The organism is Chryseobacterium soli (genome assembly GCF_000737705.1).
GTDB lineage: Bacteria > Bacteroidota > Bacteroidia > Flavobacteriales > Weeksellaceae > Chryseobacterium > Chryseobacterium soli.
Genome location: NZ_JPRH01000001.1, coordinates 862,809 through 882,222, shown reverse-complemented (window position 1 = coordinate 882,222; position 19,414 = coordinate 862,809). Strand labels below are relative to the sequence as shown.

Below are 19,414 nucleotides of genomic sequence, written 5' to 3'. Positions count from 1 at the left end.
GATTAAAGGTTTTTAAGAAGTAGGTAAATTGATAATGCTGTAGTAATTACGGATACACCAGAAATTAAAGTCTGTATAGGATCTTTTCCAAATCCATTTAAGCTTTTCGCTCTGGTATTCAAATAAATTTCGTCCCCATTCTGTATGTAATAATAAGGAGAATTCATAACATCTTCACGGGTAAGGTCTATTTTTGCCACTTTAATCCCTTCCGGTAATTTCCTGTGTATCACAATATTTTTTCTGTCAATGGTTCTGTTAAGCCCTCCATTGATAGCCAAAGCTTCCGTAATATTGAGGGTATTTTTATGGGCTACTTTCTCTCCTGAAAGAGCTGTAGTTTCCACATCTCCAAGAATATAGTAGGTAATTCCGTCTGTATTGAGTCTTACTTCTGATTTTCCGTCCTGAAAATTTTCATTTACCTTTTCCTGGATCTCTTTGGTCATATCCTCAATGGTTCTTCCTTCTGCTTTTATATAACCAATTCCAAAAATGTTAATATCTCCGTTAGAGTCAACTTTTAATCCGTTAAAATAGAAATTTGTATTTCCACCTGTGGTTGATGCTCCTCCTGTTGCAGGATTATTCAATGATACTCCACTGACGCCCCCTGATGTATTAAACGAAGAGTAGAATTGAGCTGCATCCCCTTTGGGAGTGGTAACAATATTCAAATTGAGTATATCGTTTTTTGTAATTCTGTATGTGGGAATATTATACGGGATCAGTCCTTCTTCATTAATTACCAGACTTTCGTTTGGCTGCATGTACCTCACATCTTTTGTAGTGATGCAGGATGTGATCAAAAAGGGTACTATTAAAAATAAATACTTAAAGTTCTTCATCATATTTGAATGTTGTTTACAAAAGTAAAGATTAAATTCTTAGTTTTTATTATTTCTTAAACGATAAACCAAATCCGGCAAATAGGCTCCAAAGAATCCTAATGACAACACAATAAACAATAACAGATTTATATTTAAGTGTCTTAAATAATAAGCTACTGCCACTATCATCAGATAATAAACAATGATATAGAACGTTGATCTTCTATGGGTAAGATCAAGTTTCAGTAGTTTGTGATGGATATGGTTTTTATCAGCATCAAAAGGGGATTTTTTGTTGCAAAGTCTAATAATAATTACGTTTAGCGTATCTACAATTGGCAAAATAAGTATAGCAACTGCCACAACAGGTGCCGATTGAAGATGATACTTTGGAATATTAGGTAATTTTTTATCAATAAAAATATCAATAAAACAGATGCAGGTAAATGCCAGTAAAAAGCCCAGCAGCATCGACCCGGTATCTCCCATGAATATTTTGTTGGTTCTATAGTTTGATAAATTGTAGTAGAGGAATGCTAAAACGGTTCCTATGATGATCACAGATAAAACTACCAACGGATAATTATATTCTCCTAATCTATAGTAGCTTATTCCAAATAATGCACTGCAAATCACAGAATACCCACCTGCTAAACCATCAATACCATCAATTAAATTGAAAGCATTGATAAGGATAATAAAGGTTATGATACTGAAAAGGATACTCGCCCAATAATTGAATTCATATATTCCGAATATTCCAAATAAACTCCTTATTCTGATGTCTGATCCAACAACGATAAGTGCAGAAACCACAATCTGGGCAACGAGTTTTTTATAAGCCCTCATCACCACAATATCATCCATTACTCCTACATACAAAAGAATAATGAGTGAAGCAAATAAGAATTTATAGAGATCAAAAAGTTCGTACGCAAAAATAGAAGCGCAGATTCCAATGGAATAAAAAATGGCGATACCTCCCAAATTGGGAATTTTTCTAAGATGTGAACTCCTTATCCCCGGCTCATCCATAAGATTCTTCCTTCTGGAGATCTTTACGATGGTAGGTATTGAGAAAAAAGTGATTAAAAAGGAAAATACGAAGCCTAGCCCTATCTTCACGTAGAAAATAGAAATCCCCGACTCGCTTAAGAACAATTCAAAATTCTTCATTTTTTTATCTAGTACAGATGTGCTTCTTTTAATAACTTATCATAAGAATTGTATAAAAACATCTTCTTCAAAGTTTTTACTGACCGAAACGATAGTACTTACATTTGTGTTTACATTAACTTTTTTATCAGCCTTTTTTGTCCGGCAAAAAACAGCAGATAAAAAATCTTTTTTTTCAGTGGCAAATATAAAAGATAATTTTTACCAAAACGACTATAGTTGAATATATCTTTGATTTTTATTTTCCTTTCTTTCATGAAAATGCTCAGTTTATCGGACATTCCATAAAAAGTTTCAGGATCTTTTACAAATGCCAAATACGCAAGAAAGGAATAAACGCCTTCAAAAATCTGAAAATTTTTCAGCTCTTTTCTTTTATCAGAATAGGGAGATTTTTCAAAAAACTGCTCCACATCTTCTACCGCTTTCAGAATATCCAATCCTTTTTCGGTATGGGTTTTTGTAATAGAGTCAGTGCGTTCAAGATATTGATAATGGAAATTCTGGGTCTGAGCAAGGGTATCACATTGCAATAAAAGCTGTGGGATAAGCTGAATGTCTTCAAAATGAATCCCTTTTTTAAATCTCCTATGCTCAAAAAGGTCTTTTTTAAATAATTTATTACATGCAAAATAACTGACGTCCGAAAAAACAGAAAAGTTCTTTTCCAGGTCAATCTTTTCAGGCATATTGGGAATTTGTGTCAGCTTCTGAGTGATTTTTCCGTTCTGATCTACTTTTTGAATATTGCAGATGACCATTTTAGCCTGATGTTTTTCTGCAAGTTGCAGCATTTCTTCAAACATTGTTTCTGTAACGTAATCGTCGCTGTCTACAAAACCGATATAATCTCCGGTCGCTCTGTCGAGACCAAAGTTACGGGCATCACTTAAACCTCCGTTTATTTTGGAAAAAGCTTTTATTTTTTCGGGATACTTTTGTGCATATTGCTGAATGATCTGTTCAGACTGATCCTTACTTCCGTCGTTGACTACTACAATTTCAATATGCTGATGGCTTTGGCCAACCAAAGAATCAAGACATTTAGCGAGGTAGTTTTCAACGTTATAAACAGGAACAATAATGGAAATTTTGGAGGGAATACTTGTCATACATTAAAATTTCGTCAATCGCGCGTTCAGCCAGCCTTTTTTGGCTTCATCAAAATCTTTTCTTGAACACGGAATGCAGTTTTCTATATTTTCATCATCGCCAAAATACCACAAATTACTGAAAGTATCACGCTTGAATGCATATTGTGTGTCGTCGATCAAAATATAAAACACTTCGTACTGTCTTTCTTTAGGATGCGATCTCTGGATATTAATCCCCTCAATCAGGTACCAGAGCATCTGAGCAAGGAGCTGGTGGTTCAGCTGGTTTTCAGAATAGATATTATAATTAAAAATCCCTACGGATTTCAGGTTCTCACTAAGGCCAATTTCTTTCATATAGGCACATATTTCTCTTCTGTTTAATCCATTTACCTGTGGATTCATGGAAAAAGGAGTGCTAAAACTTTCTATCGCGTCACAGTTTACCGTCACCAGATCTGCTTTTCTGAAGAAAGGCTCTGTTTTTTCTGTGGAATTCATCATTTCAGCCAGGCGGATGATCTCAAATTCCACTTCTTTAATCAGCCTTACAGAATCTGCTTCATTCAAATGTTTCTGATATCCTAAATGGTGATAGTTTTTAATGGAAAAATCTTTAGCACCAAAAATTTTACTTAAAAAAGTATATTCATTAATATGTTCGCCCTGCTTTAGAGAGATGATATTGCTGATCTGTGTATAATTGATATTTTTATGATGGAAGTTTAACCCGGAAAACAGTGAGAAAGCAAAATCATTGGACCCGCCGATAATAACGGGAATGGCTCTTTTGTAATGACATGCTGACAACACCTCCTGCAGGATGTAATGAGAATCCTGAACTGATTTTCCAGAAACCAGATCTCCAAGGTCTACCACCGGAATATCAAAATCCAGCTGAGAAAGCTTGTAAAATTCTTTCCTTACTGCTGTAAAGTCCTGCACTTCGGCTTCTCCATCCGAGCCTCTGTAATCTGAAACAAACAGAATAACAATACTGTCTTCTTTTATTTCTTTGGTAATCTGATTTCCGATCTGCCAGCTTTCCGTTTTGAAATTTCTGGGTGAAATAATAAAGTCTTCAAAATCCATTCTCTAATCTATCTTAAAGATCAAAAATATTAAAATAAAATCATTTTATGGTATAAAAAAAGCCATTAACACACAATGTTAATGGCTTCTTATTATTCTTTTAGGATTACTTTTTCTTTGCTGCAGGTGCTTTTTTAGCAGCAGCCGGCGCTTTTTTCTTTGTGGCTGGTTTCTTTTTCTCTGCGAAAGCATTTTTATCCTGATCGGTGATCCATTTTTTAACCTCATCTAATGAGATCTCTTTCAGCTCATCCGCTTCATATTTGGTGTCATCTTTTTTCTTAGGGATCTTGAACATGGCTTTTCCAAATTTAACAAAAGGTCCCCATCTGCCGTTTTCAATAGAGATTTTCTCTTTTTCCCACTGCTGGATGTATCTGTTGGCTTCTTTCTCCAGTTTAGCGTCTATCAATTCGTTGATATCACTTTGAGAAAGGTTTTCAAAATCATATTTTTTAGGAACATTGACGAAAATGCTCTTGTATTTGATGAACGGACCGAATCTTCCTGTTCCTTTGGTTACAGGTTCTCCTTTGTAGGTAGCAATCGGCGCGTCGGCCAGTTTCTTTTCTTTGATGATCTCTTCTGCTCTTTCCTGATTTACAGAAAGCGGATCTTCTCCTTTCGGAATACTGATGTACGTTTCGCCCCATTTTACGTAGGGACCAAATCTTCCAACGCCTACGGAAACCGGCTGCTCTTCAAAATCACTAAGCTCAAAAGGCAGCTTGAAAAGTTCTAATGCTTCATCAAAAGTAATGGTGGCGATATTCTGTCCCGTCATTAATGATGCAAAAGTTGGTTTTTCTTCATCTTCCGTTTCTCCAATCTGTATCATGGCTCCAAATCTTCCGATTCTTGCATGAACATTTTTTCCGGTTTTAGGATCAACACCTAAAAGTCGGTCTCCTGTTGCACGGTCAGCATTTTCTTCTACATCTGCAATTCTAGGATGGAATTTCGAGTAGAAATCCATCATCATTTCTTTCCATTTCTGGCCTCCGTTGGCAATTTCGTCGAAGCTTCCTTCTACTCTTGCCGTGAATCCGTAATCCAGAATTTCTTTGAAGTTTTCGGTTAAGAAATCACTTACCACTTCACCGATATCTGTCGGAATGAATTTATTTTTGTCTCCCCCGAATTTTTCATCAAGGACTACTTTTTTAATTTTATCTTTTGCTAAAGAAATTTTCACGACCTCACGGGTTTGAGGTTCTATTTCTCTTTTGTCCACATATTCACGATTCTGAATCGTTTGAATGGTTGGTGCATATGTTGACGGACGTCCTATTCCTAAATCTTCCAGTTTTCTTACCAATCCTGCTTCCGTGTATCTCGCACTTGGTCTGGTGAATTTTTCGGTTGCTGTAATTGTTTTATAGCTTAAAACTTCACCAACACTTACTTTCGGTAATAGTTTTTCGTTGTTTTCCTCATCATCATCTTCTGCTTTTACAATTCCGTATGCTTTTAAGAAACCGTCGAAGATAATTACTTCACCCTGTGCTTCAAAATGCTGAGGCAGTTTTGAGTTTCCTATTTCAATAACCGTCTTTTCTATTTTGGCATTAGCCATCTGAGAAGCCAGTGTTCTTCTGTATATTAACTGATATAATTTACTAAGCTGCACATCTCCGATTGTTTTCACTGAAAAATCTGTAGGACGGATAGCTTCGTGAGCTTCCTGTGCAGAGGCTGATTTTGTTGTATAGTTTCTTGGTGCAGAATATTCGGATCCATATTCTGAAACGATTTGCTTTTTTGCACCTTCAATGGCTTCCTGAGAAAGGTTTACAGAGTCTGTTCTCATATAGGTAATGAATCCTTCTTCATACAGTCTCTGTGCAAGACGCATGGTATTGGTTACATTATATCCTAATCTTGAGGAAGCTTCCTGCTGTAAGGTAGAGGTTGTAAACGGTGCAGAAGCAGAACGTGTTCCCGGTTTTGTTTCAACATTCAGAACTTTGAATTCTGTGGTTCTTGCCTGCTCAAGAAATTTTTCTGCATCAGCTTCTTTTTCGAAGTCTTTTTTAAGTTTGGACGCGATTTCCTGTTCGTTGTTGTTTAAGAATATTCCATCTACTTTGAAACTTGCTTTTGGTACAAATTCGCGGATTTCTTTTTCTCTTTCAACAATTAATCTTACAGCTACTGACTGAACTCTTCCTGCAGACAGTCCCGGTTTTACTTTTTTCCAGAGAACCGGAGACATCTCAAAACCTACAATCCTGTCTAATACTCTTCTTGCCTGTTGGGCATTCACTAAGTTCTGATCTATATCTCTTGGATTTTCGATCGCTTTCAGAATGGCATTTTTAGTAATCTCATGGAAAACAATTCGTTTTCTGTTTTCTGGTTTCAGTTTTAATTCATCTGCTAAATGCCAGGCAATAGCTTCTCCTTCCCGGTCTTCATCGGAAGCCAGCCAAACCATTTCGGCTTTCTTCACAGCAGCTTTAAGCTCTGTTACTAATTTCTTTTTATCTGCGGAAACTTCGTAATCGGGACTGAAGGTCGCCAGGTCTATTCCCATTCCTTTTTTAGGCAGATCACGGATATGTCCGAAACTGGATTTCACATCGAAATCTTTCCCTAAATATTTCTGAATAGTTTTTGCTTTTGCAGGGGACTCAACGATTACTAAATTTTTCGACATTCTAAAATTTTTGCAAAAGTAAAGCTTTTTTATTATATACTTTTTGTTCTGGAAATTTAATTTGACAATTAAAAAAGTTTATTCAAGGGCCTGGAGTGCATCCTACAAAACACTAACTACCTCATAGAATACATTTTAAGCATCAACAGAAAGGGAAACAACGGATGATATAGAATTTTTCACCAATCGTCATAGAGTAAAGGATTTGCACCAATAAAAAAAGGAAGCAGAACAATTGACTATGTTCTACTTCCTTCATCAATCACTTATTCTAATACTATTCTTTAATTATTTTCACTATTGTCTCAGAATTATTTATCCTTATTAAATAGGCTCCTGAAATCAATGATGAAAGATCTGTCTTTTCATTTTCAAATTTCCCGGACTTTATCATTTGTCCGGACATATTATAAATCTGATAGAAGTATCCTTTCTCTTGTGTTGCTTTAATATACAGCATATTCTTTACCGGATTTGGGAATACAGAAATTCTGTTTTCTTTAACTTTTGTCTCAACGTCTGCTTTACTCAATATGGGAGCCGCCTTAGTTGCCGGCAGTGCAGCTACAGGTAATCTTGGAACAGGACCTTCTTCGTTTCCGTTGGTATCATATTTTATTTTGGAACAACGGCAGCTCATGGCAAAATACGGATCATTATTATCATGAAAAGCGATAAAACGGTTTGCTGTGGATGCTGCATCAAAAACAATACTCACCGATCTCCCCATGTAATTTGAACTTAAAGCATCGGTCCATATACCCGGATATTGAAAATTCACGGTATTAAACGTGCCCTGACTGCTTTGGTTTCCGATTACACTTCTAAATCCACGAGCTCCTGAATCAGGAAAGCTGCCTATCTGATAAGAGGCATCAAGGAACATATATCCTATAGTAGAAGTCGTTGAAGGGTTTCTCACTCTGCTTCCTGCATAGTCTGTAGCCACGCTGTATGAAGTCGCTATATTTTTATCTTTTTTATACCATGGCGTTTGTCCAAAATCCTGTCCTGAAACAAGTGCAGTACTGGTAAGATCTGGAATTCTCCAGCCTTCGGGACAAGGATCAAAAGGTGATTTTTTTCCACCTCTTCCCCACCTGTCGGGAGCTAAGTTGGGTTCGTTGGCCAGCCAGTCCGTTCCATTGGTATAATTAGGAGTTGCACTGTTGAAAGGAGCAAAAGAACTTGGAATCATATATACTAAAGGATTCTTTACCGAATATGATAATACTTTCGCCACTTTATCTGCAGGCACGTCAGAAGCTAATACATTGGAATTTCCTGCGTATGTATTGTAAGGAACAATGTAACTTCCTGCCATATTGTTGTATATGGTGGGAGTAAGTGTTGTATAGGTAATGGTTCCGTTATCAGCTGTAGTTCCCAGGAATACATTGTACGAGGCTCTGTTATCTGCATACTGAAAGACGGGAATGGGATCTTTTCTTCCCCATTGGTAATGCAGCCCCGTAGATGCTCTTATCGCCGCCAGTTCCGCCGTATTGGGAGTAAGCGGATTTGCTACAGCAGGAAAGGCATCGGTAGCTCCCAAATTCCTGTCCATAAATTCTGTCTGCAGTACTACATCTGCTTTAGGTACATAATTTAAGTAATTTACGGCTGCAGTTACCGGAAGTTCCGTTGTATAAGAATATGAACCTACGGTGCTGTCTGTTATCCAGATATGCCAGCTCCAATATACCGGATTGGTGATACTTCCATTATGAAGGGTTACCACTGCATTTCCGCTCTGACTGGGTCTTATCTCAACTGAAATTTTAGAGCTTCCTATCGTTGATAGTGAAGCAGGAGATGGATTGACTACTGATATTTTATTGATTAAATTCGTATTGGTGGTCCATAGAACATTTGCTTTTAAATTATTAAAACTGGATGGATCTAATATATCCTGGTTATTCAGCAACTGGCTTTGTACAGAAAATGCTTTACTTACCGGGATATCAATGGTAAAAGATGAATCTTTCTTAACAAGCTGATAGGTATTGGGATTGTTAATTCCCTCTCTATACTCTACGGGTGCCATTAAATATTCTGTAGGAAAATCATAGCCGTCAACAACATAAAGCGGATCCTTTATACATCTGCATCCGTTGGCATCTGAGGTATACATCCCCGCCAATGGCTGATAAAAATACCGGCCTTTTATAGTAGGAAAATTAGGATCCGGTACATCAGGCTGTCCTTTATCCGGAATCATAAATAATCCTCTGACTCCTACCGCAGGTGAGGCGTCAAAATGTCTGGACATCGTTGCCGTCCACAATGCTGTATGATGCTGATCACTGTACTGCCCTAAATGAGCACCTCTTATCAGCTGTCCGGTTCCCGGGAATATTCCCATATTATAACCTCCTGCATTCGATAAGTCAAAACCAAAATTAGAATAGGCTCTAAATCCTGTCATAAACGCCGGAACACCATTATCGGTTGGCTTTATGATATGGTATTTATTGGTTTCGAAAGTATTCTTTGGCATGTTTGTCCTGACTCCAAAAGGAGAAAAATCTACTCTGATATCATCTATGTAGGATGGAGAAGCCAGATTGGCAACAAGCATCGACGGTACTCTCCAGCCATTCGGACACGGATCATATGACGATTTATCCCGATAGGGTCTTGCGCTCGTATCATTATTATAATTGGTGCTTATCTTGCCTTGTGAATTATCCGACCATAAATTAAGCTCTGGCAGCCTGTTGTCAGTCATTCCTGTAGATTTTCCAAACCAGTTAACAGGAAGATTTGCATTGTTATTATAATATGCCTGGCCGGTGTTATCATTCTTATTCACATAGATCAGACTCAAAGGGTTTTTCACGGAAAGCCTTATGTTGTTGATGACTTCAGCATTTGACAAAAGAACAAATTGTCTTAGGTCATCAATACTTACCGCACCTGTAAAGTTTTTCGCTCCCCTATGTCTTACTCTTCCTACAGATCCTGAAACTTCATAGAAATCATTTCCTCTCGTCACCAAAGGAGGGATTGGGTCTTTACGACCCCACTGATAAAGCAATCCTATGCTTCTGTTCCAGTCTGATGCAGTAATAGAGCTGTTTAAAGCTCCCAAGTTCCTGTCCATCCATTTCCAGTCGGAATCTGGAATAGGTTCTATAACGCCATCCGATCTCATTCTTGTAAGATTGGCAAAGCTTTTATAGGTAGATCCGTTTCCAGGGTCGTCCGTTACCCAAATATGCCAGCTCCAGTAGATTTCACCATCTACCCTGAACGCAATAACTGCGTTCCCTTTTTTAGACTTATTGATAGGAATTTTTATTTTTGCATTCTGGCTAGTGTCCATTATCTCTAAAGAATAATTGGACCCTGATTTAATTAAACCATGAACGTCTTCCCATAGTACATCAGCAGTAATTTTACCGTTAGGAATTCCGCTTCCTTTAATATAACTATCCTGTTCCCACATCGCATAAGCTTTTCTTACGGGGAGCAACAATCCTTCACTGCTTTGGCTTGGATCAAAAATATAGCTGTTAGGAGCTTTTGTCCAGTCTATGGCAACCGCCCTATTCAGTGTGTTATAACCAGATTTCCCTAATGAATCTGATCTTCTATCGGACGTTGGTGTATGAGTCTCCACAACCAAAGAAATCCTTCCCTTACCTTCTAAACTATTACTAGAATAGATACAAATCGACACTAAGCAAAAAATTGCCGCAAATTTTTCAACTAAATTTCTCATATCCTTGAATTGGTGTTAAGACCATAAATACAATTTTTAAGCCTTTATCAAAATAAATCTATTTATAATATAAATAACGACATCATACATTAATTATGATATAAATATTTTATAATTATTATATTATAAATACAAAAACAATATTAAACATCCAAATAATTGCAAAAATAGAAGATTGTATTTAATATTTTCATGACCAAGATCAAGTTGAACAAATATTAACAACCCATTTAAGCTATATTGTTGATAAAACACAAAAAAAAGACGACCTGATGGCCGTCTTTCAATTATATTGTTAAGGGAAAATATTTTTATGGAAGCAGGAAGTTTTTATAAAGATCAATTGTAAATCTTCCGGCCTTAATATTATTAAAGGTTGAAAAAACAACGAAGTTGAAAATGGTAAGAGCGATAATAAAAGAATAAATCATCTTTTTAGTATTATCAGAAACCACATACATCGCATTAGGAATTATCACATAAGAGAATCCAACAAACGCACCCGCCAGTCTTGACGAAAATATGGGATTATTCCTGAAAATAAAATAAAAACATATTCCAATCACAGTATAGTTCCTATGGTATTCGTAGTAAGGATACTTTTCCTTCATCTGAGTATCAAAAGCAAAAAGGAAAAAGGTAAGAATAACCATCAGCACTTCCGGAATACCGATACCACCATTCAGCCTCTGAGACCCAACATCCACATATCCGTTAAAACCTTCTACAAGGCTACTTTCTGCCGTCATACTGCCCAAAAAGTCACCAAACGCCCTGTACACCTCAAACGGCGACAAAAATACAGACCCAAGAATAAGGATAAGCATTACTGTTTTATTCAATGGCACCCGGGCCAGCCAGTACATCGGTAAAAATAAGTAACAGACACTGTGGATTCCTGATGCCAGAAACACAAAGAAAAGATAATGCCACAGCTTCCGTTCTTTTATATAGCGTATTGCAAAATAAATCATGAAAGTTCCAAGATTCTGTCTGATCTGACCGCTTTCCCCAATAAAAAAATTGGGAATAAACATCAGTAATGTAAAGGTAAAAGGATAGAAAGTATTGTCTTCGGTATATTTTATTTTAAAGAAGATGGCAAATATGGCAACCACCAGCGTAAGCATATAATAGGGAGCATTAAAGACATTAAGCAATACCTTATTGATCAGGACATACAACCATTCGACATCAAACGTTTCCGGTCCCTGCATATGAAGAGCCTTCATGAATATGCTCAGATAGCTATTCATATCAGAATAAATGTATATCCCTTTATAACTTCCGTAATCCGGTCCTACGTCATTACGCAGCCCCGCAATAATAACGAGATAAACTCCCAGAAACCAAAACCATTTCTTCTCTACTTTATTTCCAAAAACTTCCTGGAAACTAAAGAAAAGCATGTAAATAATTGCTAGGATATAATATGGGTGTAATAAACTCATGTCAAATCTAAGGGATTTTTAAACTGATGATAGGCAACGATAATCCCTGTAAGAATCAAGGGCAGGAAAAGTCTTACTTCCCAAAACAACCCAACCAGCGTTATCATAAGAAGATAAGGTATGGAGAAGAAAAGATACTTCCCAAAAATAATTTTGTTTTCTCTACTGATGCAAAGTGTATTAATAAAATAAAGAACAACAACGGCAAAAACCAATCCTGCAAGATTAAAAGGGCTCGAAAAATTCCTGCCGATATAAAAACCTTCTACAAAAGTCGTCTCTTTCTGTGAAATGATCATCCTAAGCCCAAGGTAAGGAATTAGAAAGGCAGCAACCAATGGAAATATTTTCCAGATCACCTGATATTTTCCTTCTTTCAGATCCTTGATATTGATGAAAACGGCCGCGAAAAAAGCAATATTGATACATGCAGTTTCTCTTACAAACGTAGAAAAAACAATCAATCCCGTTAAAGCATAGAAGTAGACATTTTTTCCGGAATGCAAATATTCCAGCGTGAGTAAAACCCCTGTTAAGTAACAGAATAAAGCCATCATATCACAATTAGTGGGTGCGTACTGAGTAATGACAATAAAGAAAACAGACAGCAAATGAATGATTCTTTTGAAATTAGTGTTTAAATACTCTTCTGTCCTGAATGTAAGCAGCTTATTTAAAATCACAGAACATAAAACAAAGAAAAAGCTATTGAATATAAATAGGGCATGATAAAAAGGCGTCCCGTTTTTTGAAAGAAAATCTTTAAAAAAATAAAGATAATGATCCTGCACATAGGCAAATGCATCTGTCATATACAAACTCAGATAATTAGGAATCACCCGGTACGCATAGACTGATGCAAATAAAAAATCCGGAGGTCTTTCTGCGGTCTTCAATCTGGTATAAGAAGACTCGAATCCATAATAGGACATCGCAAAAAGTAAAAGAGGGAGCACTACTACAAATAGAAATCCATTTATTTTTTCATCATTTTTTTTCAACATATCAAAAACAGATTCTTATTTTTTTAATAATAATTTGGCTTTAAAATACATTATATCATAAGGGAACTTTTGCAAAAGTAAAGTTTTTTTTATTGAGTCCGGAATATTTTATTGATTTTCAGATAAAACTTCTTTGTTAAAACTTGTTAACCTAATGCTTAAAAAATTAAATTTGCAGACTTGATTTTACCATGTAATGCATCGCGCTTTTATATTTTTATACTACCAGATTTCAAAAAACAAAGTCCTTTCTGTAATACTTGCAGTAGGATTTGCCGTTTTATGCGGATTTTTCGCCTCAAAAATCAATTTTGAGGAGGATATCAACCAGATTATTCCGAAAAGCGAAAAATCTGATCTCACTGCAAAAGTTCTTAAACAGCTGAATTTTTCGGACAAGATCATTGTGATCATTGAAAACCAATCTAAGGAAGACAACTTCCAGCTGTCTGAAACCGCGGATACTTTTTTACAGAAAATAGAACCTCTACATCAATATATAGGCTCAGTACAGGGAAAAATCAATGATCATGAAATCTCAGAAACCTTTGATTTCGTCAACCAAAACCTCCCTTTATTTTTAGATGAAAAGGATTATCAGGAAATTGAAAGGAAACTTCAGAAGGACAGCATCGCCAAACAGGTAGAAAGCAACTACATATCATTAGTTTCACCTACTAGCCTGGTAACCAAAGATTTTACAAAAAAAGATCCGCTGGGAATTACTTTTTTAGGAATCAAAAAACTCAACGCGCTCAATATCAGCAAGGATTTTAAGCTTGAAGATAATTATATCGTTACCAAAGACGGAAAAAATCTCCTGCTTTTCATTGATCCTAAAAACAAGAGCAACGATACCAAGAAAAATGAAGCTTTTGTTGACCAGCTGAACACGATAAAAGAAAATATCAACAAACAATTCAAAGGGAAAACAGAATTGAGCTATTTCGGGTCGCCGGTGATTGCTGTTGCCAACGCACAGCAGATCAAAAAGGACATCCAGAATACCGTGATTATCTCCATGACCGTGCTTCTTATCCTGTTGATTTATTATTTCAGAAATGTGTTTACCCCTATCATTGTTTTCCTGCCCACCGTTTTTTCGGTGCTGCTGGCTTTAATGATCTTATATTTTATTAAAGATAAAATTTCGGCCATCTCTTTAAGTGTGGGAGCTATCCTGATTGGAATAACGATTGACTACGCCTTACACATTCTGACCCACTATAAGCACAACAATAATATTGAAGAGCTTTACAAGGAAATCACACAGCCGATTATCCTGAGCAGTGCCACTACGGCAGTTTCATTCCTATGTCTGATTTTTGTCCGTTCAGAAGCACTGAAAGATCTCGGTCTGTTTGCATCCATTACTGTATTTTTATCTTCCATTTCAGCGTTGATCATCGTACCGCAGCTGTACCATCCGAAAAAGAAAGAAGGAAAGCTGAGTACCAATTTTATCGATGCCATCGGATCTTATCCTTACGAAAAAAACAAGCCTCTTATCATTGGCTGTTCGGTGGTTATTATCGCCTGCCTGTTCGGTTTCAGACATGTGGGCTTTAATGAAGATATCGGAGACCTGAATTATATTCCTAAAGATTTAAAAATAAGTGAGGCGAAACTGGAAAAATTGTCGGACATCACCTCAAAATCAATTTATACGATTTCTTACGGGAATTCTGAAGAAGAAGCCCTCACCAGAAATTCTCAGCTGAGCAGTTTCCTGGAAAAAGAGAAGAAAGACGGTAAAATTTTAAGCTATAATTCCCTGGGGAATGTTGTTTTATCTGAAAAAGACCAGCACAAGAGAATTGAAATCTGGCAAAAATTCTGGAACCGTGCCAAAAAACAGCAGACCTTATCCGAACTGGTTACGAATGGTAATAAGTTCGGTTTCAACCGTTCTGCATTTGAAAATTTCAATGAAAATTTAAATAAAGACTACCTTATTTTAAGCTTAAAGGATTACGAAAAGGTAAAAGCCCTGCAGGTTTCTGAATTTTTAAGCAGTGAAAAAGGATTCTATACGGTTTCCAATGTGGTGAAGGTGGACGAAAAGAAAAGAGATGCTTTTATTAAAGATGTGGAAAAGAAGCACGATGCTTTGGCCATTGACCGTCAGCAGATGAATGAAAATTTTTTAGGCTTGCTGAAAAGAGATTTCAGTACCCTGATCAATTATTCACTATTGGCTATCGTTCTTACCATTATTGTATTCTTCAGGAATTTTGAACTGACGCTTCTCACCATGTTTCCTATTGTGTTAACCGGGGTAGTAACGGCAGGAATATTATATTTCTTAGGCTTAGAGCTTAATATTTTCAGTACGGTGGTGTGTACACTCGTATTTGGGGTAGGAGATGATTTCAGTATTTTTCTTACCCAGGCAATGCAAAAAGAGCATACCACTGGGAAAAATGAGCTTCCAACTTACAGAACATCTATTATTCTGGCTGTATTCACAACAATTCTTTCGATTGGATCTTTAATTTTTGCTAAGCACCCGGCATTACATTCGCTGGCACTGGTTGCGTTGATCGGAATGTTTTCCGTTATCATCATTACCTCGACATTATATCCTTTCTGGTTTAGGTTTTTAATCATCAACAGAGCAAAGAAAGGACTTTCTCCTATCACTTTCAGACTCTTCCTACATTCGGTTCTTTCCTTCTTATATTACGGGCTGGGAGGATTGTTTTTCTCGGTGTTCGGAAGTTTCTTCGTGAGAAATTCAAAAGGGAAAACGTTAGACTTTATCAAAATAATTTTAGCACGGTTTTTAACTTCTGTCCTTTTTACGAATCCATTTGTAAAGAAAAGAGTCATTAAAAATGCCAAAGAAGATTTCAGTAAGCCAGCTGTGATCATTGCCAATCACACTTCTTTTCTGGATACCTTAGCCATTGCGATGGCTACGCATAAAATTATATACTTAGTGAATGACTGGGTCTATGATTCTCCTGTTTTTGGAAGACTGGTAAAAGCATTGGGCTTCTATCCGGTTTCTCAGGGTATTGAAAACGGAATTGACCCTTTAAAGGAAAAAATCGCACAGGGATATTCGCTGGTGGTTTTTCCTGAAGCTGAACGTTCTTACACCAATGATGTAAAGAGATTTCACAAAGGAGCTTTCTATCTTGCGGAACAGTTTGGTCTGGATATTTTACCGTTGTATATTCATGGTAATTCTGAAGTTCTGCCAAAAGGAGATTTCATTATTTATGATGGAAGTATTACCGTAAAAGTGGGCGAAAGAATCAGTAAAGATGATATGCAGTTTGGGACCAATTATTCTGAAAGGACGAAAAAGATCAATGCTTACTTTAGAAATGAATTTGCAGCCTTAAGAAATGAGATCGAAAATGAAGATTATTTTAAGAAGAAATTATTGTTAAGCTTTCTCTATAAAGAAAATGAGGTGGTGAATGAAGTAAAAGCTGACTTCAATGCACATAAGTCTGTATATTTTGAATTGAACAAACATATCCCGAAAGATGCATCAATCCTTCATATCGCTGATGATTTCGGACAAAAGGATGTTTTGCTTAGTCTTTACCAGGCAGGCAGAAAAATATTCAGTTTCATTCATAATGAGGAAAAAAGAGCAGTTGCTATCCAAAGTTATGTGATCAGGAGGAGAAAGATACACTATATACAGGACGTTTCGGAGATCACCAAAAAGATAGATGTTCTACTCGTGTCTGATGAAAATTTTGATATAAATGCTTTATTAAGCTTTCCGGATACTGTAATTTTCATGAATATTAAAAATGTAAATTTTGAAAACAAAGAATATTATAAAGAACATCAATCAGAAGCAATAAAAATATTCAAAAAACACTCAATAAATCTGAAAAGCATATTTTTGTAACCGATAAAGAAAATCAATGAAAAAAAATATCCTTGTCATCTATTACTCACAAACCGGACAGCTGGAAGATATTGTGAAAAATATCGCCCAACCTTTTGAAAACAAAAAGGAGGAATACGATGTCACGTACTATAATATCAAGCTTAAGGAAGATTTTCCTTTTCCATGGCCAGGTGATGTTTTTTTTAATACATTTCCTGAATCTTATCTGCAGATTCCCAAAGAGATTTTTCCTCCGGCAGCAGATGTACTGAACAAGAAATATGATCTTATTCTGTTTGGATATCAGGTATGGTATTTGACGCCGTCTATCCCGATCATTTCATTTCTGAAAAGCAGCTATGCAGAAACTCTTCTGAAGGGTTCTCAAGTAGTGACCATTTCCGGAACACGAAATATGTGGATGCTTTCTCAGGAAAAGCTGAAGGTACATCTGAAGAATTTAGGTGCAACATTGGTAGGAAATATCGCTTTAGTAGACAGACATGACAATTATACCAGTGTTCTGACTATTTTACGCTGGCTTACTACCGGGCAGAAAGAAAAATCAGGAATGCTTCCCGCAGCAGGAATTTCTGATGAAGAAATATCAGGTGCAGGGAAATACGGAACCATTATTGAAAAGCATTTCAGTGGTAATGATCTATCTGGTTTACAGCCTGAACTGGTGAAAAACGGAGCGATTGAAATAAGACCGTTCCTGGTAAGAGTAGAGAAAGTAGGAAACAAAATTTTCACGGTCTGGTCCAACCTCATTATCAAGAAAAAAGAGAAACGCCCATTGCTGATAAAATTCTTTAAGGTATATTTGATGGCTGCGATATGGATTATATCACCTATCGTTTTAGTTTTACACCTACTTACCACCCCTATATTTTGGTTTAAAAGAAAAAAACAAAAAGAGTATTTACAAGGAATTAATTTAAAATAGAATGTACGACGTATTTATAACAAAATCATCAACATACTTACCCAATGAGCCGGTATCTAATGATGAAATGGAGACTTATCTTGGTTTAATTAACGGAGTTCCTTCCAAAGCGAGATCTCTGATTTTAAGAAACAACAAAATCACCACGAGATATTACGCTCTAGACAAACAGGGAAAACCTACCCACTCCAATGCACAACTTACAGCGAAAGCTATTGAGGGACTTTTTGACGAAAATTTCACAAAAAGTGATATGAAATTACTGTCTTGTGGAACTACTTCTGCAGATCAGATTCAGCCGTCACACTCTTCTATGGTTCATGGTGAGCTCAACATTGGCAGATCTATAGAAATTAATACAGCAACAGGTCTTTGTAACTCAGGGATGAATGCCCTGAACTACGGTTTCCTTGCTGTAAGAGCCGGAGTACATGAAGCGGCAGTATGTGCAGGTTCAGAAAGAATGTCTTCCTGGATGACTGCTGATAAATTCAATCATGAAGCAGAAAATTTAAAGCAGTTGGAAGAAAGACCAATCGTTGCTTTCAAAAGAGAGTTCCTGAGATGGATGCTTTCTGATGGAGCAGGGGCTTTCTTACTGGAAAATAAACCCAGAGAAAATAGCATTTCTTTAAAAATAGACTTTATTGATTTCTATTCGTATGCTCACGAAATCGAAGCATGCATGTATGCAGGATGCGAAAAACAGGAAGACGGAAGCTTACAATCATGGGCTGACTATCCTTCTGACGAGTGGCTGAAGCAGTCTATTTTTGCATTAAAACAGGACACGAAAATTTTAGATAAATATATTTTGGTGAAAGGAGCCGAAAGTTTAAGGTCTTCTTTTGACAAACACAATCTTGATCCGGAATCTGTCGATCATGTTTTAGCCCACATTTCTTCAGGTTACTTTAAAGAAGGGTTAAAAGATGAATTCGCTAAGGTAGGATTAGATTTCCCTTGGGAAAAGTGGTTCTATAACCTTTCTGAAGTAGGAAACGTTGGTGCTGGATCTATTTTTATCGCTCTTGAGGAGTTAATGAATTCAGGTAAGCTGAAAAAAGGAGAAAAAATCCTTCTTTGTGTTCCTGAAAGTGGAAGATTTGCTTATTCTTGTGCCTTACTAACAGTTTGCTAATGGAGAACAGACTGCCAACCTCTGACCAGAAATTTGTGGAAAGCCTTATTCCACAAAGGTTTCCTTTTGTCATGGTACACGAGATTTCAGACTATTCCGAGAGCCATCTGGTTTCAGGATTTGAGATAAAGGGAGACAATATCTTTATTCTGGACGGCACTTTTCAGGCATCAGGCCTTATTGAGCATCAGGCACAGAGTGTAGCACTCCATACTGGCTACAAATATTACCTGTTAGGAAAAGAAGCTCCGACAGGATATATTGGTGCAATCAAATCTTTTGAGGCCGAGGCGCTTCCGAAAGTGGGAGATCACTTGAAAACCGAAGTTACCATTCTTAATGAAGTAATGGGAGTAACGCTTGTCAATGCTGTTACCACTCTGAATGATCAAGTAATCGCAAGATCCGAAATGAAAACTGTTGTAAAATAAA

General features: G+C 36.7%; 12 protein-coding genes. 4 read left to right on the top strand and 8 right to left on the bottom strand.

All coding sequences use genetic code 11. The features are described from left to right. Positions 1-2: 2 nt before the first annotated feature. The 8 genes from IW15_RS04055 to IW15_RS04020 all read right to left on the bottom strand — a co-directional run bounded on the left by IW15_RS04055 (position 3) and on the right by IW15_RS04020 (position 13,033). Entirely contained in the window at positions 3-848 is an 846-nt protein-coding gene (locus tag IW15_RS04055) for a polysaccharide biosynthesis/export family protein (protein ID WP_034709444.1), read from the bottom strand. Positions 849-887: 39 nt separating this feature from the next. Next, entirely contained in the window at positions 888-2,006 is a 1,119-nt protein-coding gene (locus tag IW15_RS04050; RefSeq protein WP_034709443.1) for a glycosyltransferase family 4 protein, read from the bottom strand. A 110-nt stretch (positions 2,007-2,116) separates the two neighbouring features. Then, on the bottom strand, positions 2,117-3,118 hold the full coding sequence (locus IW15_RS04045; protein WP_034709442.1) for a glycosyltransferase family 2 protein: 1,002 nt from the start codon (positions 3,116-3,118) through the stop codon (positions 2,117-2,119). 3 nt (positions 3,119-3,121) lie between these two features. Continuing rightward, a complete protein-coding gene (locus IW15_RS04040; RefSeq protein ID WP_051881745.1) occupies positions 3,122-4,192 on the bottom strand; it encodes a formimidoylglutamase in 1,071 nt (356 codons plus the stop codon). Positions 4,193-4,298: 106 nt separating this feature from the next. Next, positions 4,299-6,851 (bottom strand): type I DNA topoisomerase, encoded by a 2,553-nt coding sequence (topA, locus tag IW15_RS04035; RefSeq protein WP_034709441.1) that lies wholly within the window; start codon positions 6,849-6,851, stop codon positions 4,299-4,301. Between the two features lie 277 nt (positions 6,852-7,128). Beyond that, complete coding sequence (locus tag IW15_RS04030) at positions 7,129-10,578, bottom strand: T9SS type A sorting domain-containing protein (protein ID WP_051881743.1); 3,450 nt, start codon at positions 10,576-10,578, stop codon at positions 7,129-7,131. A gap of 311 nt (positions 10,579-10,889) precedes the next feature. Beyond that, a complete protein-coding gene (locus tag IW15_RS04025; RefSeq protein ID WP_051881741.1) occupies positions 10,890-12,029 on the bottom strand; it encodes an EpsG family protein in 1,140 nt (379 codons plus the stop codon). Continuing rightward, entirely contained in the window at positions 12,026-13,033 is a 1,008-nt protein-coding gene (locus IW15_RS04020; protein WP_034709437.1) for a hypothetical protein, read from the bottom strand. The genes IW15_RS04025 and IW15_RS04020 overlap by 4 nt, the downstream gene beginning before the upstream one ends. A gap of 196 nt (positions 13,034-13,229) precedes the next feature. Between IW15_RS04020 and IW15_RS04015 the strand changes: the two genes are divergently transcribed. The 4 genes from IW15_RS04015 to IW15_RS04000 are packed head-to-tail and all read left to right on the top strand — an operon-like array spanning position 13,230 to position 19,413. Further along, a complete protein-coding gene (locus tag IW15_RS04015) occupies positions 13,230-16,910 on the top strand; it encodes an MMPL family transporter (RefSeq protein ID WP_034709436.1) in 3,681 nt (1,226 codons plus the stop codon). A 16-nt stretch (positions 16,911-16,926) separates the two neighbouring features. After that, positions 16,927-17,841 (top strand): hypothetical protein, encoded by a 915-nt coding sequence (locus IW15_RS04010; protein ID WP_034709434.1) that lies wholly within the window; start codon positions 16,927-16,929, stop codon positions 17,839-17,841. A gap of 1 nt (position 17,842) precedes the next feature. Beyond that, positions 17,843-18,982 carry a beta-ketoacyl-ACP synthase III gene (locus tag IW15_RS04005; RefSeq protein ID WP_034709433.1) on the top strand — a complete coding sequence of 380 codons (1,140 nt, stop codon included), beginning with the start codon at positions 17,843-17,845 and terminating at the stop codon, positions 18,980-18,982. After that, positions 18,982-19,413 carry a hypothetical protein gene (locus tag IW15_RS04000; RefSeq protein WP_034709431.1) on the top strand — a complete coding sequence of 144 codons (432 nt, stop codon included), beginning with the start codon at positions 18,982-18,984 and terminating at the stop codon, positions 19,411-19,413. Before IW15_RS04005 ends, IW15_RS04000 begins: the two co-directional genes overlap by 1 nt. Position 19,414 lies beyond the last annotated feature (1 nt).